The 20912-nt window shown below is 65.6% G+C and carries 22 protein-coding genes; 10 read left to right on the top strand and 12 right to left on the bottom strand.

Translation table 11 applies throughout. The annotated features are described in order from the left end of the window. Positions 1-38 precede the first annotated feature (38 nt). Entirely contained in the window at positions 39-1400 is a 1362-nt protein-coding gene (gene gdhA, locus IEX25_RS02895; protein WP_103172280.1) for an NADP-specific glutamate dehydrogenase, read from the bottom strand. A 171-nt stretch (positions 1401-1571) separates the two neighbouring features. Here gdhA and IEX25_RS02900 point away from each other — a divergent pair, with 171 nt between their 5' ends. Beyond that, complete coding sequence (locus IEX25_RS02900; RefSeq protein WP_188713937.1) at positions 1572-1778, top strand: hypothetical protein; 207 nt, start codon at positions 1572-1574, stop codon at positions 1776-1778. A 161-nt stretch (positions 1779-1939) separates the two neighbouring features. After that, a complete protein-coding gene (locus tag IEX25_RS02905; RefSeq protein ID WP_188713938.1) occupies positions 1940-2143 on the top strand; it encodes a hypothetical protein in 204 nt (67 codons plus the stop codon). A gap of 70 nt (positions 2144-2213) precedes the next feature. Here the strand turns inward: IEX25_RS02905 and ccrA are convergent, their stop codons facing one another. After that, positions 2214-3506 (bottom strand): crotonyl-CoA carboxylase/reductase, encoded by a 1293-nt coding sequence (gene ccrA, locus IEX25_RS02910; protein ID WP_103172283.1) that lies wholly within the window; start codon positions 3504-3506, stop codon positions 2214-2216. Positions 3507-3714: 208 nt separating this feature from the next. Here ccrA and IEX25_RS02915 point away from each other — a divergent pair, with 208 nt between their 5' ends. Further along, positions 3715-5673, top strand: a complete 1959-nt coding sequence (locus tag IEX25_RS02915; RefSeq protein WP_188713939.1) for a protein meaA — start codon at positions 3715-3717, stop codon at positions 5671-5673. Positions 5674-5813: 140 nt separating this feature from the next. Here IEX25_RS02915 and rpmE read toward each other — a convergent pair whose 3' ends face one another. The 8 genes from rpmE to IEX25_RS02955 all read right to left on the bottom strand — a co-directional run bounded on the left by rpmE (position 5814) and on the right by IEX25_RS02955 (position 10815). Continuing rightward, entirely contained in the window at positions 5814-6035 is a 222-nt protein-coding gene (rpmE, locus tag IEX25_RS02920; RefSeq protein WP_103172285.1) for a 50S ribosomal protein L31, read from the bottom strand. An 11-nt stretch (positions 6036-6046) separates the two neighbouring features. Next, positions 6047-6430: a 50S ribosomal protein L19 gene (gene rplS / locus IEX25_RS02925; RefSeq protein WP_103172286.1), complete on the bottom strand. Its 384-nt coding sequence runs from the start codon at positions 6428-6430 to the stop codon at positions 6047-6049. Next, a complete protein-coding gene (trmD, locus tag IEX25_RS02930; RefSeq protein ID WP_188713940.1) occupies positions 6427-7302 on the bottom strand; it encodes a tRNA (guanosine(37)-N1)-methyltransferase TrmD in 876 nt (291 codons plus the stop codon). The genes rplS and trmD overlap by 4 nt, the downstream gene beginning before the upstream one ends. Next, positions 7295-7795, bottom strand: coding sequence for a ribosome maturation factor RimM (gene rimM, locus IEX25_RS02935; protein WP_103172288.1), 501 nt, complete (start codon positions 7793-7795; stop codon positions 7295-7297). Before rimM ends, trmD begins: the two co-directional genes overlap by 8 nt. 49 nt (positions 7796-7844) lie before the next feature. Continuing rightward, a complete protein-coding gene (gene rpsP, locus IEX25_RS02940; protein ID WP_103172289.1) occupies positions 7845-8201 on the bottom strand; it encodes a 30S ribosomal protein S16 in 357 nt (118 codons plus the stop codon). Positions 8202-8248: 47 nt separating this feature from the next. Further along, the gene (locus tag IEX25_RS02945; protein ID WP_103172290.1) at positions 8249-8554 is read right to left on the bottom strand and encodes a chorismate mutase; all 306 of its coding nucleotides are present in this window, start codon (positions 8552-8554) and stop codon (positions 8249-8251) included. Then, a complete protein-coding gene (gene ffh, locus IEX25_RS02950; protein ID WP_188713941.1) occupies positions 8554-10050 on the bottom strand; it encodes a signal recognition particle protein in 1497 nt (498 codons plus the stop codon). The genes IEX25_RS02945 and ffh overlap by 1 nt, the downstream gene beginning before the upstream one ends. A gap of 177 nt (positions 10051-10227) precedes the next feature. Then, positions 10228-10815 (bottom strand): FMN-dependent NADH-azoreductase, encoded by a 588-nt coding sequence (locus tag IEX25_RS02955; protein WP_103172292.1) that lies wholly within the window; start codon positions 10813-10815, stop codon positions 10228-10230. 105 nt (positions 10816-10920) lie between these two features. Here IEX25_RS02955 and IEX25_RS02960 point away from each other — a divergent pair, with 105 nt between their 5' ends. The 3 genes from IEX25_RS02960 to IEX25_RS02970 are packed head-to-tail and all read left to right on the top strand — an operon-like array spanning position 10921 to position 13303. After that, positions 10921-11766, top strand: coding sequence for a LysR family transcriptional regulator (locus IEX25_RS02960; RefSeq protein WP_103172320.1), 846 nt, complete (start codon positions 10921-10923; stop codon positions 11764-11766). A 53-nt stretch (positions 11767-11819) separates the two neighbouring features. Continuing rightward, positions 11820-12389 (top strand): peroxidase-related enzyme, encoded by a 570-nt coding sequence (locus IEX25_RS02965; RefSeq protein ID WP_188713942.1) that lies wholly within the window; start codon positions 11820-11822, stop codon positions 12387-12389. A 32-nt stretch (positions 12390-12421) separates the two neighbouring features. Beyond that, positions 12422-13303 (top strand): DMT family transporter, encoded by an 882-nt coding sequence (locus IEX25_RS02970; RefSeq protein WP_188714005.1) that lies wholly within the window; start codon positions 12422-12424, stop codon positions 13301-13303. On the opposite strand, the gene IEX25_RS02975 is transcribed toward IEX25_RS02970, so the two are convergent. Further along, the gene (locus tag IEX25_RS02975; protein ID WP_188713943.1) at positions 13284-13562 is read right to left on the bottom strand and encodes a hypothetical protein; all 279 of its coding nucleotides are present in this window, start codon (positions 13560-13562) and stop codon (positions 13284-13286) included. The genes IEX25_RS02970 and IEX25_RS02975 overlap by 20 nt on opposite strands. Before the next feature lie 232 nt (positions 13563-13794). Here IEX25_RS02975 and IEX25_RS02980 point away from each other — a divergent pair, with 232 nt between their 5' ends. The 4 genes from IEX25_RS02980 (at position 13795) to IEX25_RS02995 (ending at position 19436) form a co-directional block, all read left to right on the top strand. After that, positions 13795-14565 (top strand): division plane positioning ATPase MipZ, encoded by a 771-nt coding sequence (locus IEX25_RS02980; protein WP_188713944.1) that lies wholly within the window; start codon positions 13795-13797, stop codon positions 14563-14565. A gap of 62 nt (positions 14566-14627) precedes the next feature. Next, entirely contained in the window at positions 14628-15812 is a 1185-nt protein-coding gene (locus IEX25_RS02985) for an efflux RND transporter periplasmic adaptor subunit (RefSeq protein ID WP_188713945.1), read from the top strand. Next, positions 15809-18862 (top strand): efflux RND transporter permease subunit, encoded by a 3054-nt coding sequence (locus IEX25_RS02990; protein ID WP_188713946.1) that lies wholly within the window; start codon positions 15809-15811, stop codon positions 18860-18862. Before IEX25_RS02985 ends, IEX25_RS02990 begins: the two co-directional genes overlap by 4 nt. Before the next feature lie 55 nt (positions 18863-18917). Beyond that, positions 18918-19436 carry a type 1 glutamine amidotransferase domain-containing protein gene (locus tag IEX25_RS02995; protein WP_188713947.1) on the top strand — a complete coding sequence of 173 codons (519 nt, stop codon included), beginning with the start codon at positions 18918-18920 and terminating at the stop codon, positions 19434-19436. Positions 19437-19550: 114 nt separating this feature from the next. Here the strand turns inward: IEX25_RS02995 and IEX25_RS03000 are convergent, their stop codons facing one another. Beyond that, positions 19551-20900 carry a pyruvate dehydrogenase complex dihydrolipoamide acetyltransferase gene (locus tag IEX25_RS03000; protein WP_188713948.1) on the bottom strand — a complete coding sequence of 450 codons (1350 nt, stop codon included), beginning with the start codon at positions 20898-20900 and terminating at the stop codon, positions 19551-19553. Between the last annotated feature and the right edge of the window lie 12 nt (positions 20901-20912).

The following is a 20912-nucleotide window of genomic DNA, read 5'->3' on the forward strand; positions in this document are numbered from 1 at the left end:
AGCGAAGCCGCCTTGTCGGCGGCCCCGCAGCGTCAGGATCAGATCACGCCAAAGGCCAGCATCGGTTCGGCCACGCGCACGAAGCCCGCGATGTTGGCCCCGATCACATAGTCGCCCGGCGCGCCGTATTCCTCGGCCGTGCTGTAGCAGGCGTCATGGATGTCGCGCATGATCTCGGCCAGCTTGGCCTCGGTCTTCTCGAAGCTCCAGCGGTCGCGCGAGGCGTTCTGCTGCATCTCAAGCGCCGAGGTGGCGACGCCCCCCGCATTGGCGGCCTTGCCGGGGCCGAAGGCGACGCCTGCATCGTGGAAGGCGCGGATCGCCTCGGGGGTCGAAGGCATGTTGGCGCCTTCGCCGACCGCCATGACGCCGTTGCGGATCAGCTTCTTGGCATCCTTGCCGGTCAGTTCGTTCTGCGTGGCCGAAGGCATGGCGACCTGGCAGGGCACGTCCCAGATCACCCCATCGCCCGACTTGACGAAATAGACGCCGTTGCCCGCCCCCTTCAGGCGCAGGTAATCGGACATGCGGCCGCGCCGAACCTCCTTGATTTCCTTCAACAGCGCCAGGTCGATGCCGCCTTCATCCACGACATAGCCGCTGCTGTCCGAACAGGCGATGACCTTGCCGCCATAGGACTGCACCTTCTCGATCGTGTAGATGGCGACGTTGCCCGAACCGGACACGACCACGGTCTTGCCGTCGAAATCCTCGCCCTTGGTCTGCAGCATGGCGCGGGTGAAATAGGTGTTGCCATAGCCGGTGGCTTCCTTGCGGGCCAGCGAGCCGCCATAGAACAGGCCCTTGCCGGTCAGCACGCCCGCCTCGTAACGGTTGGTCAGGCGCTTGTACTGGCCGAACATATAGCCGATCTCGCGCGCGCCGACGCCGATGTCTCCGGCCGGGACGTCGGTGTATTCGCCCAGATGGCGGTAAAGCTCGGTCATGAAGGACTGGCAGAAGCGCATCACTTCGGCATCGGACCGGCCCTTGGGGTCGAAGTCCGACCCGCCCTTGCCGCCGCCGATGGGAAGGCCGGTCAGGGCGTTCTTGAAGGTCTGCTCGAAGCCCAGGAACTTGATGATCCCGACATTCACCGACGGGTGGAAGCGCAACCCGCCCTTGTAGGGCCCCATGGCCGAATTGAACTGGACGCGGAAGCCCCGGTTGATCTGCACGCGGTTCTGGTCGTCGGTCCAGGGCACGCGAAAGATGATCTGCCGTTCTGGTTCGCAGATCCGCTCGATCAGCGCGCGGTCGAGGTATTGGGGATGCTTTGCCACCACCCGGCCCAGGCTTTCCAGCACCTCTCGCACGGCCTGGTGAAACTCGGCCTCGCCGGCGTTGCGTCGGACGACCTCGTCATAGATGGGGGTCAGCTTGTCGTCGATCTGGACCATTGGTCTTCCCTTTTTCTTGCCGAAAGCCTGTTAGCCGTCATCTTCGGCAAGTTGAATGGGATTCCGCGAAAGATTTGGGCAAATTGCGTGCTTGATGCGCAATCTTGCCTGCCGGGCGCAACTTTTCCGGCTCGGGCGGCGTGTATAGGGGATCATCAAGGGGAACGCGCGATGATCGAACTGTTCTTTGTCACCTGCCTGATCAACGAACCGCAGCGCTGCACCGAACACCGCCTGCTGTTCGAGGAAAGAAACGGCCTCCAGACCTGCATGCTGCAAAGCCAGAATGAACTGGCGCGCTGGGTTCAGGCCCATCCGAACGATCAGGTGAAATCCTGGAAATGCAGCCAGGCCGACGAAACGGATACGGCGATCTGATCGGGAATCGGGAAGCCGGACGGCGATTCGGCTCATTCCCCGGCGAATACCAAGAAGTTTCAGAACGATGTTCTTCTTTCACGGCGCAATCACGCCTGGATGAGAATCATGTCCCATTCTTATGGCCCGAAACGCGCATCGGGAAATGGAATGGTGATGTAATGATCGAGTTGTTCTTTGTAAGCTGCCTGTCGGAAGACCCTGCGCGGTGCCAGAACCGCAGCCTGATCTTTGTCGAGACGAACCTGATGGCCTGCATGGTCCACGGTCAGCAGGTCATGGCCCAATGGATCGAAAGCCATCCCAGGGAAACCGTTCAGGAATGGCAGTGCCGCACCGTCGATCGGCGCAAGGCCGAAATCTGACGGCCGAGGGAAGCGCCAATGGAAAAGGGGCCGCATGGATCGCGGCCCCGTCCCGTCCTTCACGGTCAGGCTAGAGGCTGCGCCGGACTTCCAGCGCATCCTCGAAGGTGCGAAGGCCGGTGGTGGGCGCCTGGACCAGCACGGACATGTTGCCCGGCTTGTGCTGGTTCTTGTACATCTTCATGTGGGCCTGCGGGATTTCGGCCCAGGGAAAGACCTCGGACATGCAGGGGTCCAGGCGGCGTTCCAGCATCAGCTTGTTGGCCGCCGACGCCTGCTTGAGGTGGGCGAAGTGCGATCCCTGGATGCGCTTCTGGTGCATCCACAGGTAACGCACGTCGAAGGTGCAGTTGAAGCCCGTGGTGCCCGCGCAGATCACCACCATGCCGCCCTTCTTGCAGACGAAGGTGCTGACGGGGAAGGTCGCCTCGCCCGGATGTTCGAAGACGATATCGACGTTGTTGCCCTTGCCGGTGATGTCCCAGATGGCCTTGCCGAACTTGCGGACCTCGTTGAACCACTCCTTGTATTCCGGCGTGTTCACGGTGGGCAACTGGCCCCAGCAGTTGAATTCCTTGCGGTTGATGACGCCCTTGGCACCCAGGCCCATCACGAAGTCGCGCTTGTCTTCTTCGCTGATGACGCCGATGGCATTGCCGCCCGCCGCGTTGATCAACTGGATCGCATAGGATCCAAGTCCCCCCGACGCGCCCCAGACCAGCACGTTCATGCCCGGCTTGAGTTCATGCGGCTCGTGCCCGAACAGCATCCGGTAGGCGGTGGCCAGCGTCAGGGTATAGCAGGCCGATTCCTCCCATGTCAGGTGCTTGGGGCGGGGCATCAGCTGCTGGGACTGGACGCGGGTGAACTGGGCGAAGCTGCCGTCCGGCGTCTCGTATCCCCAGATGCGCTGGGTGGGCGAATACATCGGGTCGCCGCCGTTGCATTCCTCGTCGTCGCCGTCGTCCTGGTTGCAGTGGATCACGACCTCGTCGCCGACCTTCCAGCGGCGGACCTTGTCGCCCACCGCCCAGACGATCCCCGAGGCATCGGACCCCGCGATGTGATAGGGCTGCTTGTGGACGTCGAACATGCTGATCGGCACGCCCAGGCCCGCCCAGATGCCGTTGTAGTTGACGCCCGCCGCCATCACCAGGACCAGCACCTCGTTGCTGTCGATGCTGGGCGTGTCCACGACCTCAAGCTGCATGGCCTGGTCGGGCTCGCCCTGGCGTTCGCGCCGGATCGCCCAGGCGTGCATTTTGGCGGGCACATGGCCCAGGGGCGGCATCTCGCCGATGTCATACAGATCCTTCACGGGCGCATCGTAAGGCGCGATCGAAGAGGGGGAGTCGAGGGCCATCAATGTCTCCTGTCATCTGCTGCGGCGCAGAATCGCCGCCTTCTGTCGCCAGTGCTAACGGATCGTCGCGCAAGATTGCAACAACTGACATGCCGACAACGTAATAAAATGTCCTAAAGTTGCATTTTTTGCCGCGATGCGGCGAATTGACGGCGCATATTTGTTTCGGTAACGGTTGTTCAGCAGAAATATTGTTGCGAGGCGAAGCATGGCCCAGAAGGACAAACCCTGGCTGTTCCGCACCTATGCGGGCCATTCCACGGCCGCCAAGTCGAATGCGCTTTACCGCACCAACCTGGCCAAGGGGCAGACCGGCCTATCGGTGGCCTTCGACCTGCCGACGCAGACCGGTTATGACAGCGACCATGTGCTGGCGCGGGGCGAGGTGGGCAAGGTCGGCGTGCCGATCTGCCATCTGGGCGACATGCGGGCGCTGTTCGAGGGCATCCCGCTGGAGCAGATGAACACCTCGATGACGATCAACGCCACCGCCCCCTGGCTGCTGTCGCTGTATATCGCGGTGGCCGAGGAGCAGGGCGCGGATATCGCGGCCTTGCAGGGCACCGTCCAGAACGACCTGATCAAGGAATACCTGTCGCGCGGCACCTATATCTGCCCGCCCAAGCCGTCCCTGGCGATGATCACGGACGTGGCCGCCTATACGCGGGAACACCTGCCCAAGTGGAACCCGATGAACGTCTGTTCCTATCACCTGCAGGAAGCCGGCGCGACGCCGCAGCAGGAACTGGCCTATGCCCTGGCGACCGCCATTGCCGTGCTGGACGACCTGAAGGGCAAGGTTCCGGCCGAGAGCTTCCCCGAGATGGTGGGCCGCATCAGCTTCTTCGTGAATGCGGGCATCCGCTTCGTCACCGAGATGTGCAAGATGCGGGCGTTTACGGAATTGTGGGACGAGATCACGCGCGACCGCTATGGCATCGCCGAAGAAAAATACCGCCGCTTCCGCTATGGCGTGCAGGTCAACAGCCTTGGGCTGACGGAACAGCAGCCGGAAAACAACGTGTATCGCATCCTGCTGGAGATGCTGGCCGTCACGCTGTCGAAGAACGCGCGGGCGCGGGCCGTCCAGCTTCCAGCCTGGAACGAGGCGCTGGGCCTGCCCCGTCCCTGGGACCAGCAATGGTCGCTGCGGATGCAGCAGATCCTGGCCTATGAAACCGACCTGCTGGAATATGGCGACCTGTTCGACGGCAACCCGGTCATCGCCGCCAAGGTCGAGGAGTTGAAGGCGGGCGCAAGGGACGAATTGCGCCTGCTGGACGACATGGGCGGGGCGATCGCGGCCATCGACTACATGAAGGCGCGGCTGGTCGAATCGAATGCCGAACGTCTGGGTCGGATCGAGACGAACGAAACCGTCGTTGTGGGGGTCAACCGCTGGCAGGGGGGAGAGGACTCGCCCCTGACGGCGGGCGATGGCGGGATCATGGTGGTCGATCCGGCGGTGGAACAGGATCAGATCGCGCGGTTGCAGGCCTGGCGGCGGGCGCGGGACGAAGGCGCGGTGCAGCTTGCGCTGGGCGCGTTGCGCGACGCGGCAAGGCGGGGCGAGAACGTGATGCCCTGGTCCATCGCCGCGGCCAAGGCAGGGGCCACGACAGGCGAATGGGCGGGCATCATGCGGCAGGTCCATGGCGAATATCGCGGCCCGACCGGCGTGTCATCAAGCCCGTCCAACCGCACCGAGGGGCTGGAGGAGATCCGCGATGCCGTGGATGCCGTCAGCGCGCGCCTGGGGCGGCGGCTGAAATTCGTGGTGGGCAAGCCGGGCCTTGACGGCCATTCCAACGGCGCCGAGCAGATCGCCTTTCGCGCCCGCGACTGCGGCATGGACATCACCTATGAAGGCATCCGCCTGACGCCCGAGCAGATCGTGGCCTGCGCGGCCGAGGAAGACGCCCATGTCATTGGCCTGTCGATCCTGTCCGGCAGCCACCTGCCGCTGATCGAGGACGTGATGGCCCGCATCCGCGCGGCGGGGATGGTCCATGTTCCGGTGATCGTCGGCGGGATCATCCCCGACGAGGATGCGGCACGCCTGCGGGCCATGGGCGTGGCGCGGGTCTATACGCCCAAGGACTTCCAGTTGAACACGATCATGATGGACATCGTGGCGCTGGTGGAGCCCAGCGTCGAGGCGGCGTGACTGCGTCCCGCGAGCGCCGGGGGACTTCGCGTCCCCCGGACCCCCTGCGGGATATTTTCACACAGAAGATGACCGCGAGGCACAAAATGAAAACGCCGCCCGGTCGGGGCGGCGTTTTGCAATTTCGTAGAGCAGGGCGATCAGAAGCCCAGGCCTGCGTATTTCGACTTGAACTTCGACACGCGGCCGCCGGTGTCCATCAGCTTGGCCGAACCGCCGGTCCAGGCCGGGTGCACGGTGGGGTCGATGTCCAGCGTCATGGTCTGGCCTTCCGCGCCCCAGGTCGAGCGCGTCTGGTAGGTGGTGCCATCGGTCATCTTGATCTCGATGGTGTGGTAGTCGGGGTGGATGTCTTTTTTCATCGGAAGGATCCTCAGGCTTTCGCGTCGGACAGCGGACGATAGTTGGTTTTCTCGACGATCCGGGCCGATTTGCCGCGACGGTCGCGCAGGTAGTACAGCTTGGCGCGGCGGACCTTGCCGCGGCGCACGACTTCGATCGAGTCGACGTTGGTCGAATACAGCGGGAACACGCGTTCCACGCCTTCGCCGAAGCTGATCTTGCGCACGGTGAAGCTGGCGCTGATGGTGCTGCCGCCCTTGCGGGAAATGCAGACGCCTTCATACATCTGGACGCGCGAACGCGTGCCTTCCGTCACCTTGTAGCCGACGCGCACGGTGTCGCCGGCCTTGAAATCCGGGATGGTCTTGCCGAGCTGTGCGATCTGCTCGGCTTCGAGTTCTGCGATCAGGTTCATCGCCTGGGTTCCTTGTCATGCTCGCGGTAGCCCCGCGATTGGTCTGATGCGCCCGAGAGCTGTCGGTCCTTTGCCGGGTCCATACGGGTTTCCTCGTATGCCCGCCACAGGTCGGGGCGGCGTTCCTTTGTCAGCCTTTCGGCTTCACCGGCCCTCCAACGATGAATGGCCGCGTGATTGCCCGACAGCAGAACCTCGGGTATCTCGCGGCCTTCCCATTGGGCGGGCTTCGTGAACTGGGGGGCCTCGAGCAGCCCCCTGTTGCCGATGGAAAAGGATTCCTCGGCCAGAGAGTCGTGATTCCCCAGCACGCGCGGTATAAGCCGGACCGTCGCGTCGATCAAGACCTGAGCGGCGATCTCTCCTCCGGTCAGGACATAGTCGCCGATGCTGATTTCCTCGATGCCGTGGGCGTCAAGAACGCGCTGGTCCACGCCCTCGAACCGGCCGCAGATCAGCGTGACACCGTTGCCCTGGGCCAGGTCGCGGGCGCGGGCCTGGGTCAGCGACTTGCCGCGCGGCGACATGTAGATCACCGGGCGCGGCGGGCCCTGGCGGGCCTCGCGCAGGGCGGCGTCCATCACGTCGGCGCGGATCACCATGCCCGCGCCACCGCCCGCCGGCGTGTCATCGACATTGCGGTGACGGCCGGTGCCGAAGTCCCGCAGGGGAATGGTGCGCAGGTTCCACAATCCCTGGGCCAGCGCCTTGCCGGTCAGCGACAGGCCCAGGATGCCGGGAAAGGCCTCGGGGAACAGGGTGACGATGCTGGCGGTCCAGGCACCCTGCACCTGCGGTTCCGCCATCAACTCGCGCGGGCGCAGGCTGGGGGTGACGGACAGGCGGCCGTGGGATTTCGGGGCGTCACTCATCGCTGGCGGGGGGATCGGCCACGATGCGGCGCGCCGTCAGGTCCACGGTCGGCACCACAGCGCGGGTGAAGGGCAGCAGCAGCACGTCCTTGCCGCCCACAACTTCCAGGATGTCGCCCGCGCCATGGTCGAAGATCGCGCGCACCCGGCCCAGAACGGCGCCGCCGGTATCGACGACCTCCAGCCCGATCAGGTCGGCGTGATAGAATTCGTCGTCGGGCAGCGAGGGCAGGGCGGCTCGCGGCGCCCAGAGTGTGACGCCCTTCAGCGCCTCGGCATCCTCGCGCGTGGCGACGCCCGACAGGCGCGCGCCAAGGCCGCCGGTGACGGGGCGCGTCAGCCGGATGGTGAAGCTGCGCTTGCCATCCTCGGTCGTCAGGGGGGTGTATTTCGCAATGTCCGAAGGTTCGGCGCAGAAGCTTTTCAGCCGCACTTCGCCCTGGACCCCAAAGGCCCCGGCAATCGCGCCCACGCAGATGCGGTCTTGTGACATACGGCCCCTTTCACCGGGAAAGGGCGGGGTTTGCCCCCGCCCGATCGGATCACTCGGCTTCGGCCGGAGCGGCGGCTTTCGCGGCCTTTTCGGCGGCGCGGGCGGTGGCTTTCTTGCCGGGCTCGCCCTTTTTCAGGTTGGCGCGGGTCGATTTCTCACGCACGCCGGCGGCTTCCAGGAAGCGGGCCACGCGGTCGGTCGGCTGGGCGCCGTGGTCCAGCCAATGCTTGGCGCGATCCACGTCCAGCTTGATGCGGTCTTCGCTGTCCTTGGCCAGCAGCGGGTTGTAGGTGCCCAGCTTTTCCAGGAAGCGGCCGTCGCGCGGCATGCGCGAATCGGACACGACGATGGCGTAATGCGGGCGCTTCTTGCTGCCGCCACGGGCCAGACGGATTTTCGTTGCCATTGGGTTTCTCCTTGTAAGTAATGGCGGGTTTGGCGGGGATCCCGCCGTCAGGATTGAAAGGTTTCGTGATGCCGGATCACTTCGGCGATCACGAAGTTGAGGAATTTGCGCGCGAATTCCGGGTCGAGGTCGGCCTCGCGCGCGAGGCGTTCCAGCCGTTCGATCTGCTGCGCTTCACGCGCTGGATCGGACGGCGGAAGATCGTGTTCGGCCTTGAGGCGGCCGACGGATTGGGTGTGCTTGAAGCGTTCGGCCAGCGTATAGACCAGGATTGCGTCCAGCCGGTCGATGCTGGCGCGGTGGTCGCGCAACAGGGCCGCGGCGCGGGCGGCGGGATCGGTATGGTCGTCCATCACTTCTTCCCGAACATGCCGGACAGCCCGCCGGGAAGGCCTGCCTTGCCCAGTTGGCCGCCAAGGCCGCGCGGATCCTGCAGCATCTTCTGCGCCTCGGCCATTTTCGCCGGATCGAAGTTTTCCAGGTCGGGCAGGCCGCCGCCCTTGCCGGTCATGGCACGCATGGCCTGCTTCAGCATCCCGCCCTTGCCCATCTTGCCCAGCTTCTTCATCGTGTCGGCCATCTGCTTCTGCATCTTCAGAAGCTTGTTGAGTTCCGACACCTCCATCCCCGCACCGGCCGCGATCCGCTTCTTGCGGCTGGCCTGCAGCATGTCGGGATTGGCGCGTTCCTTCTTCGTCATCGAATTGATGAGCGCGATCTGCCGGGCGATGGCCTTGTCGTCCATGCCCGCGGCCTCGGCCTGCTTGGCCATCTTGGCCATGCCGGGCATCATGCCCATGATGGACTGCATCCCGCCCATCTTCTGCATCTGTTCAAGCTGGCCTTTCAGGTCGTTCATGTTGAACAGACCCTTCTGGAAGCGCTTCATCATGCGCTCGGCCTGCTCGACCTCCAGCACCTGCTGGGCCTTTTCCACCAGGGCCACGATGTCGCCCATGCCGAGGATCCGGCCCGCGACGCGCTGCGCGTCGAAGGTTTCCAGGGCGTCCATCTTTTCGCCCAGGCCCACGAAGCGGATCGGCTTGCCGGTAATGGCGCGCATCGACAGCGCGGCACCGCCGCGCCCGTCGCCGTCCATCCGGGTCAGCACGACGCCGGATACGCCGACCTTCTGGTCGAATTCTGTCGCGACGTTCACCGCGTCCTGGCCGGTCAACCCATCGACGACCAGCAGCGTTTCGCGCGGCTGGGCGATGTCGCGGACGGCCTGAACCTCGTCCATCAGCGTCTGGTCGATATGGAGGCGGCCGGCGGTGTCCAGCATCACCACGTCATAGCCGCCAAGCGCGGCCTGCTGTTTTGCGCGGCTGGCGATCTGCGGGGCAGTCTGGCCCGGCACGATGGGCAGGGTATCGACGCCGATCTGGCTGCCCAGGATTGCCAGTTGCTCCATCGCGGCGGGACGGTTGGTGTCCAGCGACGCCATCAGCACGCGCTTCTTTTCGCGTTCCTTCAGGCGCAGGGCCAGCTTGGCCGTGGTGGTGGTCTTGCCCGAACCCTGCAACCCGACCATCAGGATCGGCGCGGGCGGGTTGTCGATACGCAGGGCGTCGGGCGCATCCTCGCCCTGCAAAACCTTGATCAGTTCGTCATGGACGATCTTGACGACCTGCTGGCCTGGCGTGATCGACTTGGTGACGGCGGACCCGGTGGCCTTCTGCGTGACCGCCTTGACGAAGTTGCGCGCCACCGGCAGCGAGACGTCGGCTTCCAGCAGGGCCACGCGGACTTCGCGCATGGCGGCGGTGACGTCGTCTTCCGTCAGCGCCCCCTGCTTGGTCAGCCGGTCGAAGACGCCGCCCAAACGGTCGGAAAGGTTCTCGAACATCGCCGGGCCTCCTTCGGTCCAAAACAGGTTTGCCCCCGTGGGCGCAACGCGCTGACGGAGGGCGATCCCCGCGACAGACGGGGACCGGAAGGTCAATCCTTCCGGGAATCTGGGGGCTGATACGAAAAAACGGCCCGCGAGTCAACGCAGGCCGTGATACTTGTTACAAGGGAAAATTCAGGCCGCCAGCTTTTCCAGTGCGTCCTGCGCGCGGGCCAGGCCAGCTTCGCGGTCCATCGCCAGCCGGTCGGCCGCAACGAAGTCCACGTCGGTGATGCCCAGGAAGCCCAGCATGAAGCGGATATAGCCCGAGGCATGGTCCAGGTCCGACCCCATGGGCGTGCCCGCCGCGCTATAGGCGATGATGGCGCGCTTGCCCGTCAGCAGGCCTTCGGGGCCTTCGGCGGTATAGCGGAAGGATTTTCCGGCGCGCGCGATCTGGTCCAGCCAGTTCTTCAACTGCGCGGGCAGGTTGAAGTTATAGACCGGCAGCCCGATCACCAGAACGTCGGCGGCCTGGACCTCGGCCAGGTAGGCGTCCGAGATCGCGATCAGGCGCTGTTGCTCGGGCGTCGGGCTTTCGGGGGCCATGCGGACGGCTTCGAACCAGGCGCTGTCGATGGCCGGAACGCCGTCGTTCAGGTCGCGATGGGTCACCGTCGCGTCCGGGTTGGATGCGGTCAGCTTGGCGACGATGTCGGCCGTCAGCTTGCGCGAGACCGAGGCGTCGCCCGTGATGGCGCTGTCGATATGCAGGATGTTCATCGGAATGTCCGTTCAGGTTCAGGAATGGTGCGCTGATGTTGATTTAGGGCTAGGCTCGAACGGGGGAAATGGTGATAAACGCGCAATATCTGTGCGGAGATGCACATGACGATTGACAGTTGGGACGATCTTCGCATTGCGCTGGCCGTGGCGCGCAGCGGCACCGTCAGCGGCGCGGCCGAGGCCCTGGGTGTCCACCACGCCACCGTCATCCGCCGCATCGACGGGCTGGAAGCACAGCTTGGCGTCAAGCTGTTCCAGCGGCATCCCCGGGGCTATGCCCTGACCGAGGCGGGACAGGCGATGCTGAAGGTCGCGGGCGACGCGGATGAACGCTTTGCCCAGTTGACCGCGCAGATCGCGGGCGGAGGTGACCGGATCGAGGGGGAACTGGTCGTGACCTCGCTTCCCGAACTGGCCGATGTGGTCATGCCTCGACTGATCCGCCTGATGCGCCAGCATCCGGGATTGAGGGTGAACTATCTGACCGACGTGCGCCTGTTCCGTCTGGACGCGGGCGAAGCGCATGTCGCGATCCGCGCGGGCAGCCAGCCGACGGAACCGGACTATGTCGTCCGTCCGATGGGCACGCTGCGCCATCCGGTCTATGCCGCCCCTGCCTATGTCGCTTTGCACGGAGAGGTGGCGGGGATCGACGGGCATCGCCTGGCCCTGATGGGTCCGCAGGCCCGCAATGCGCCGCTGATGCGCTGGTTGCAGGACCGTGTGGACCCGCGGCAGATCGTCATCACCGCCAATGACGAATCCGCACGCGAAGCCGTGATCCGCGCGGGCCTTGCGATTGGCCCCCTGTCGCCGTCCCGCGCCGAGGGACTGGTCGAGGTGATGGCCCTGCCCGAATGGGAATCGCGGCTGTGGCTGGTCACGCATGTCGATCTGCACCGCACGCCCAAGGTGCAAGCGGCCGTGGCGGCGCTGCGCGACGCATGACCCCTTCACAGCCTGCAAGCCGCAGGCCAAGGTGGCCGCATCGGAGGAACCCCATGACCCATCCCATCAGCCGCTTTGCCGTGCCCGACCTTGAAACCCTGCCGCAGGACATGCAGGACGCCATCGCCAAGGTGGCCGAGAAGTCGGGCTTCGTGCCCAATGTCTTCCTGGCCCTGGCGCACCGTCCCGACGAATTCCGCGCCTTCTTCGCCTATCACCAGGCGCTGATGGACAAGGACATCGGCCTGACCAAGGCGGAACGGGAAATGATCGTGGTCGCGGTCAGCGGCATCAACAACTGCCAGTATTGCGTGGTGGCCCATGGCGCGATCCTGCGCATCCGCGCCAAGAACCCGCTGATCGCCGACCAGGTGGCGATCAACTGGCGCAAGGCGGATCTGACCGACCGGCAGCGGGCGATGCTGGCCTATGCCGAAAAGGTGACGGTCGCGGCCCACCAGATCGGCGATTCCGACCACCAGGCGTTGCGCGACGCCGGCTTCGACGCCGACGAAATCTGGGACATCGGCGCCATCGCGGCCTTTTTCGGCATGTCGAACCGCATGGCCAATGCAGGCGATTTCCGCGCCAACGACGAATTCTACATGCTGGGCCGCGCGTGAACCGCACCGAGGCCCTGCGCGGCCATGCGGCCATGCTGCTGTTCTCGGCGCTGGTCGCGGGATCGTTTTCCCTGGGCGTCAGGGCTGCGAACCTGATCGACCCAGCGGCGATCACGGTCGCGCGCTTCGTCATCGCCGCCGGTGTGCTGGCGGGAATCACACTGGCGATACCGGGGCGGGGCCGCCCGCGCGCCCTGATCGAGGCGCCGTGGCGTTACCTTCTGCTGGGCGGCGCCTTTGCCGGGTATTTCGTCCTGATGTTCGAAGGGTTGAAGACCGCCCCCGCTGTCGCGGCAAGCGCGGTCTTCACGCTGACGCCGATCATGGCGGCGGGGTTTGGCTGGCTTCTGCTGAACCAGCGGATGACTGGGCATCTTGCGCTTGCCCTGGCGCTGGGCGGGGCAGGGGCGCTGTGGGTGATCTTTCGCGGCGACTCGGCGGCACTGATGCGGCTGGAAATCGGCCGGGGCGAGGCGATCTATTTCATCGGTTGCGCGTTGCACGCCCTTTACGCGGCCCTGGTCCGCAGGCTCAGCCGGAACGAAGGGCCGCTGATTTCCAGTCTTGGGACATTGGTGGCGGGCGGCATCCTGACCGCGGTGTGGGGCTGGGACGCGCTGGTCTCGACGGACTGGGGACAGCTTCCCGCGATCGTCTGGATCACGATCTTCTATGTCGCTGTCTTCGCCAGCGCCTTCACCACGCTGCTGGTTCAATACGCGGCGATGCGCCTGCCCGCCGCAAAGGTCATGGCCTATACCTATCTGACGCCGCTGTGGGTAATCGGGCTGGAAGCCGCACTGGGACAGGGAATGCCCGGCGCCGTGATGCTGCCCGGCATCCTGGCCACGGTGGGTGCCCTGGCCTTGCTGTTGAAGACCGACGAGCCTGCCGTCAGGACATCGCTGCGCTGATGCGCGCCCAAAGGCCGGGGGCGGGCCTTGGCGCGACCGCGTGTCCTGTCAGGACGCGGCCCCCTGCCTCGATGCTGACGCGGCCGTCGCGCAGGCGGCGGACGATCGGTCCCTGAGCCTGCTGGCGCGCACCGATGGCGATGGTGGCGTAATCCGATGCCCGGCGATGCGCCGGAAGATCGTCCTGCCAAAGCGCGGCGGGGCTGACAACGGCGGTGGGGACGGACAGGGCAAGGCCGGTGATGAAATTCGGGGTCATGGCGGGTTCTCCCTTTCCCGTGCTTGGCTTGAGGACATTAGGACAGAAGCGGCCCTTTCCTGCAAGAAAAATCTACCATGATGGTCGTGATTGTTTCGCCCGTCGGAACATGACGATAAGGGCAGGCGCGGCATTGTGGCATCAGCCGGGCGGCGTTCTGTCCAGGATCCTTTCCTTCGCAGGGCCGCCCCGCTAGGGTCCGCGCGACAAGGGACCGACAAGGGGCGGCTTCGTGGCGCATATCATCGTTGTGGGCAACGAAAAGGGTGGTTCGGGCAAGTCCACCACCTCGATGCATGTGGCGACGGCGCTTGTCCGAATGGGCCACCGTGTCGGGGGACTGGATCTGGACGTGCGCCAGCGCAGCTTTGCCCGTTACCTGGAAAACCGCGCCCATTTCCTGCAGCGCGAGGGGCTGGATCTGCCCATGCCCGTGATCGGCACCATGGGCGAGGGCGGCGACCCGCTGACGCCCGCCCTAACCGAATTGGAGAAGTCCTGCGATTTCATCCTGCTGGACTGTCCCGGTTCGCACACGAAGCTGAGCCAGATGGCCCATACCCTTGCCGACACGCTGATCACGCCGATGAACGACAGCTTCGTCGATTTCGACCTGCTGGCGCGCCTGTCGCCCGAGGGCAAGATCCTCGGCCCCTCGATCTATGCGGAAATGGTCTGGGCGGCGCGGCAGATGCGGGCCCAGGCGGGGGCGGGACCGATCGACTGGCTGGTGCTGCGCAACCGCCTTGGCACGCAGCAGATGCACAACAAGCGCAAGGTCGGCGGGGCGTTGCAGACGCTGTCCAAGCGCATCGGGTTCCGCGTGGCGCCGGGGTTTTCGGAACGCGTCATCTTCCGCGAACTTTTCCCGCGCGGGCTGACGCTGCTGGACCTGAAGGACATCGGCACCGAACAGTTGTCGATGTCCAACATCGCCGCGCGGCAGGAACTGCGCGACCTGTTTGCGGAACTGAACCTGCCCGGCGTCACGGTCAACTTCTAGGCAGCATCGCGCAGGCGCGTTGTTGCCGGCCTGATGAACACCTATCTTGCCGGCAGATCATCATGGCAGTCTGTCTCATGCGCGTTGCTTTCGCCTTTTTTCTTGCAATGGCCTTGCCGCTGTCCGCATCGGCCAACGAGGCCGCAACCGCATCCGAGGCACCGGCGCGTGTCGCACCCGCCGTGACCGTCGAAGCCGCCTCGCAGGCCGAGGTTCAGGCCCGCGTGCCGGTATCGGGCAGCATCGTCGCGCGGCAACTGGTGCAGGTCTTTCCCCAGGTATCCGGGCCGGAAATCACCGAAATCCTGGTCGAGGCGGGCGACAGCGTGACCAAGGGCCAGGTTCTGGCCCGGCTGTCCACCGACACGCTGTCGGCGCAACTGGAACAGGCGCGCGCGGAATATCTGCGGGCCGAAGCCAGCGTGGGGCAGGCGCAAAGCACCATCGACAGCGCCGATGCCCTGCTGACGCAAGCGCAGTCGATCCTGGAACGGGTGCGCCAGTTGCGTCAAGGGGGCACCGCATCCCAATCCGCCCTGGATGACGCCATCGCCGCCGAGGCGAATGCCCGCGCCCAGGCGGCATCGGCGGCCGATGGGCTGGCCGTCGCCCGTGCCGCCCTGGCCCAGGCCGAGGCTTCGCGGCGGATTGCCGAATTGAACCTTGAGCGGGCCACCATCACCGCGCCCGTGGCCGGAGTGGTGGTGACGCGCAACGCGGAACTGGGCGCCCTGGCCGGCGGGGGCGGGGATGCGCTGTTCGTCCTGCTGGCGGATGGCGCGGTCGAGATGTCGGCCGAGGTGATCGAAACCGCGCTTGGCCGCCTGAAGGTAGGCGACCCGGCCGAAATCACCGTGGCGGGCGTGGGGACGGTAGCCGGGACGGTGAGGCTGGTCCCGGCATCGGTCGATCCGGTGACGCGGCTGGGGATCATGCGGATCGCGCTGGATGACGGCACGGCCATCCGCATCGGCCAGTTTGCCAGCGGCTGGGTCATCACCGACCGACGGCAGGCGGTGACGGTTCCGGCCTCGGCGGTTCTGGCGGATGACAGCGGCGAACGTGTGCAGGTCGTCAAGGACAGCATGGTCGAAACCCGTCCCATCCGCGCGGGCCTGCTGTGGGATGGGCGGCGCGAAATCATCGAGGGACTGGCGCAAGGCGAACAGGTGATCGCCCGGTCCGGCGCCTTCTTCCGCACCGGCGACCAGGTCCGCCCGGTGGCCGCCGAAGGGGACCGGCCATGAACTTCGCGACCCTGTCGATCCGCCATCCAGTCCCGCCCGTCGCGATCTTCCTGGTCCTGTTGATCGTCGGGCTTTACAGCTTCAACCGCCTGCCGGTCACGGCAATGCCCAACATCGACCTGCCCTTGGTGCAGGTCACCATCAACCAGCCCGGCGCCGCGCCGTCCGAACTGACCAGCCAGGTTCTGCAGCCGGTCGAGGACAGCATCGCATCCGTGACCGGTGTGCGCCACATCACCTCGACCGCGACGGACAGCGCCGCCGTGATCGTGGTCGAGTTCGAGCTGGAAACGAACAGCGACCGGGCCGTCAACGACATCAAGGACGCGGTGTCGAACGTCCGCCAGCAATTGCCCGAAAGCATCAACGAACCATTGGTGCAGCGGCTGGACGTCACGGGGATGCCGATCCTGACCTATGCGGTCAGCGACCCGGCCCAGTCGCTTGAATCCTTGTCGAAGTTCGTGGACGACGTGATCGGGCGCGAGTTGTCCATCGTGGACGGTGTCGGCAAGACCAGCCGCATCGGCGGCGCCGCGCGAGAGATCAAGGTCGAGCTGGATCCCGACCGGCTGTTGGCCCACGGGCTGACGGCGGCGGATGTCTCGAACCAGCTTCGCGCCCGCAACATCGACCTGGGCGGCGGGCGCGGCGATCTGGCGGGGCGCGAATACTCGATCCGCACCCTGGGCGCGGCGGACAGCGTCGAACAGCTTGCCGGGGCGCCGATCAGCATCGCGGAGGGGCGCACGATCCGGCTGGACCAGTTGGGCCAGGTGATCGACGGCCCGGCCGAGGAACGCAGCTTCGCCCTGCTGGACGGCCAGCCGGTCGTGGCCTTCGGCATCTATCGCACCACAGGCGCCTCGGATCTGGGGGCGGGGAACGCGGCCAAGGAACGGCTGGCGCAGATCGCCGACCGCTATCCCAATGTCCGCATCAGCCTGATCGACGACGCGACCACCTATACCGAGGCCAGCTACAAAAGCGCGATGCACACGCTGTACGAAGGCGCGGCCTTGGCGGTGATCGTGGTTTTCCTGTTCCTGCGCAACTGGCGCGCCACCCTTGTCGCAGCCGTGGCGCTGCCTCTGTCGATCATCCCGACCTTTTTCGTGATGCACTGGCTGGGCTTCACGCTGAACGGCATCAGCCTGCTGGGCATCACGCTGGTCACCGGCATCCTGGTCGATGACGCCATCGTCGAGATCGAGAACATCGTCCGCCATATCGGCATGGGCGTGCCCCCATACGAGGCCAGCGAGGAAGCCGCCAACGAGATCGGCCTGACGGTGATCGCGATCAGCTTTTCCATCGTCGCGGTCTTTGCGCCGGTCAGCTTCATGGGCGGGATTCCGGGGCAGTATTTCAAGCAGTTCGGGCTGACGGTCGCGGTCTCGGTCCTGTTTTCGCTGCTGGTGGCGCGGATCATCACGCCGATGATGGCCGCCTATCTGATGCGCGGCACCGTCCACGGCACCGAGGCAAGCGATGGCTTCGTGATGCGCGCCCTGATGCGCGTCGTCGGCTGGACCATGCGCCATCGCGGGCTGACGCTGCTGACCGGGGTGGGGATCTTCGCGGGATCCATCTATTCCGCGACCCTGCTGCCGACCGAGTTCATCCCGGCATCCGACATCGGCCGCAGCCAGATCCAGGTCGAACTGCCCCCCGGCGCGACCATCAACGACACCGAGGACGCCGCCCGCCGCCTGTCGGCGCAGATCGACGAGGTGCCCGAGGTGCAGTCGGTCTTCGTCTATAGCGACGGGTCCGACGTGACCGAGGCGCGGGTGATGATCAACTATGGCAAGAAGGAAACGCGAGAACGGTCGCAATTCGTGCTGGAGGAGGAGCTGAAGCAGCGCCTGTCCGGCACCGCCGACATGCGCATCAACTTCCAGAACGAGAACGGCCAGAACGACCTGACCATCAATGTCCTTGGCACCACCGAAGACGGCGCGGCCCTGGCGGCCGAACGGCTGGCAACGGCGATGGCAGAGCTTCCCTCGCTTGAGAACGTGACGACCACGGCCCGCCTGCAACGGCCCGAGATCCAGATCACGCCGCGCGCGGATGTGGCGGCGCAGCTTGGCGTCTCGGCCAGCGACATGGCGACGACGCTGCGCGTGGCGACGCTGGGCGATGTCGAGGCGAACCTGGCCAAGTTCAACGCGGGCGACGAACAGATCCCCATCGTCGTGCGCCTGAACGCCGACGCCCGGGCCGACCTGGTGACGGTGCAGAACCTGCGGGTCAATTCCTCGGCCGGGCAGGTGCCGCTGGGGGCCGTGGCCGACGTCACCCTGTCGGCCGGCGCAACCGAGATCGGGCGCTATGACCGGCAGTTCCAGACCACGGTCAGCGCCAATCTGGCCGACGGGCAGTTGCTGGGCCCCGTCAGCGCCCAGGTCGCCGAGTTGCAGGCCCGGATCGAACTGCCCCCCGGCACCCGCATCCAACCCTCGGGCGATGCCGAGATCATGGGCGAGGTCTTCGGGGCCTTCGGCACGGCGATGGGGGCGGGGGTGCTGCTGGTCTATGTCGTGCTGGTGCTGTTGTTCCATAACTTCATCACGCCGGTGTCGATCCTGCTGTCGCTGCCGCTTGCCATTGGCGGCGCGATCCTGGCGCTGTTCGTGACGGGTCATTCGATCAGCATGGCGGTGGTGATCGGCTTCCTGATGCTGATGGGGATCGTCACCAAGAACTCGATCATGCTGGTGGAATTCGCGCTGACGGCCATCGAGCGCGGGGTGGCCAAGAAGGACGCGATCCTGGACGCGGTCCACAAGCGCGCCCGCCCCATCGTCATGACCACCATCGCCATGAGCGCGGGGATGATCCCGTCCGCCCTGGCGACGGGCGAGGGGGGCGAGTTCCGCGCGCCTATGGCCATTGCGGTAATCGGCGGGCTGCTGTTGTCCACCGTCCTGTCGCTGCTGTTCGTGCCCGCGCTGTTTTCCCTGATCCATGGGGGGCAGGGGCGTTTGACCGGCTGGATCGCCCGGCGCGTCGGCGTCAACCGGCCCCGTCAACCGGCGGAGTAAGGGAACTTCGCACCGGACCTTGCATTGGGTGGGCTGACACGAAAGGAGGCCGTTCATGGCAAAGGTTCTGATCATGGCATCGGACGGGTTCGAGCAGTCGGAACTGTTCGTGCCGCTGGAAAAGCTGAAGGATGCGGGCCATCAGGTCGATATCGCCGCCCCGAAGGCGGGCGAGATCAAGGCCTGGGACAAGGACGACTGGGGCAAGCCGGTGACCGCCGACAAGGCGATCGCGGATGTCGGCGCGGGGGAATACGACATCCTGGTCCTGCCCGGCGGCGTCATCAACCCGGACAACCTGCGCACGGACCAGTCGGCCATCGCCCTGATCCGCAGCTTTGCCGATGCGGAAAAGCCGGTCGCCGCGATCTGCCATGCCCCCTGGCTTCTGGCCGAGGCGGGGCTGGCCAAGGGCAAGCGCCTGACCAGCTATGAATCGATCCGCACCGACATGAAGAATGCCGGCGCCGAGGTGGTGGACGAGAAGGTGGTGGTGGACGGCGGCATCATCACCAGCCGCAAGCCGGACGACCTGGACGCCTTTGTCGGTGCCATCGAGGACGCGCTGCGCTGATTGCGTCCCGCGGTGGCCGGGGGCGCTTCGCCCCCCGGACCCCCCGAGGATATTTATGCACAGAAGAAAGATGGGGCGCTTCCGAGGCGCCCCTTCCGTTTTTCCTGAACTGTCTCAGGCCAGCATCCCCATCGGGTTTTCCAGATGGGTGACGATGGCTTCCAGAAGCTGCGCGCCAAGGGCGCCGTCGATGACCCGGTGATCGACGGACAGCGTCATGGACATGACGTTGCGGACCACGACCTCTCCCTTTTCCACGACGGGGGTCTGGATGCCCGCGCCGACGGCGAGGATCGCGCCGTGCGGCGGGTTGATGACCGCGTCGAAGTTCTCGATCCCGAACATGCCGAGATTCGAGATCGCGAAGCTGCCGCCCTGGTATTCGTGGGGGGCGAGCTTCTTCGACTTGGCGCGGCTGGCGAGGTCCTTCATTTCCGCAGACAGGGCGGAAAGCGTCTTCTGATGCGCGTCCTTCAGGACCGGGGTGAACAGCCCACCCTCGATGGCAACGGCCACCGCGACGTCGGACGGCTTCAGCTTCAGGATGCGGTCGCCCGCCCAGACGGCATTGGCATCGGGCACCTGTTGCAGGGCCAGGGCGGAGGCCTTGATGACGAAGTCGTTGACCGACAGCTTCACGCCGCGCGATTCAAGCTGCTTGTTCAGCATGGCGCGGAATTCCATCAGCGCGTCCAGCTTGGCCGACCGGCGCAGATAGAAATGCGGGATGGTCTGCTTGGCCTCGGACAAGCGCGCGGCGATGGTGCGGCGCATGCCGTCAAGCTGCACCTCCTCGGTCTCGCGATCCGCATACATCTTGAGGATCGCATCGGCCGAGGGGCCTTTCGGCGCCTGCGCGGCGGCGGGGGCAGGGGCGGCGGCTGCCGGTGCGCCAGTGGGGCTTGCGGCGGGCTTGGCCGCGCTGGGCTTGGCGCCTTCGACATCGGCCTTGACGATGCGGCCACGAGGGCCGGTGCCGGTGATGCCGGAAAGGTCGATGCCCTTTTCGGCGGCGATACGGCGGGCAAGGGGCGATGCGAAGATGCGGTTTCCGCCATCGGCCTTGGCGGGCGCAGCTTTCGATGCACCGGCGTCACCGGCCACGGGCGCGCCGATGGGGCCGCCATAGCCTTTTTCGGCGGCAGCCTTTTCCTCGGCTGCGGGCACCGCGGTCGCGGGCGCAGCCTTGGCGGGCGCCGAAGCGGCGGCCGAGGCATCCTCGCCTTCCTCCAGCAGTACGGCGATGGGGGTGTTGACCTTCACCCCCGCGCTGCCTTCGGCCACCAGCAGCTTGCCGATGGTGCCTTCATCGACGGCCTCGAATTCCATAGTGGCCTTGTCGGTCTCGATCTCGGCGATGATGTCGCCGGATTTCACGGTGTCGCCTTCCTTGACCAGCCATTTGGCCAGGGTGCCTTCCTCCATCGTCGGGGAGAGCGCGGGCATCAGGATTTCTGTCGGCATGACGCGTTCCCC

This window comes from Paracoccus acridae (assembly GCF_014642735.1).
In the GTDB taxonomy this organism is placed as follows: domain Bacteria; phylum Pseudomonadota; class Alphaproteobacteria; order Rhodobacterales; family Rhodobacteraceae; genus Paracoccus; species Paracoccus acridae.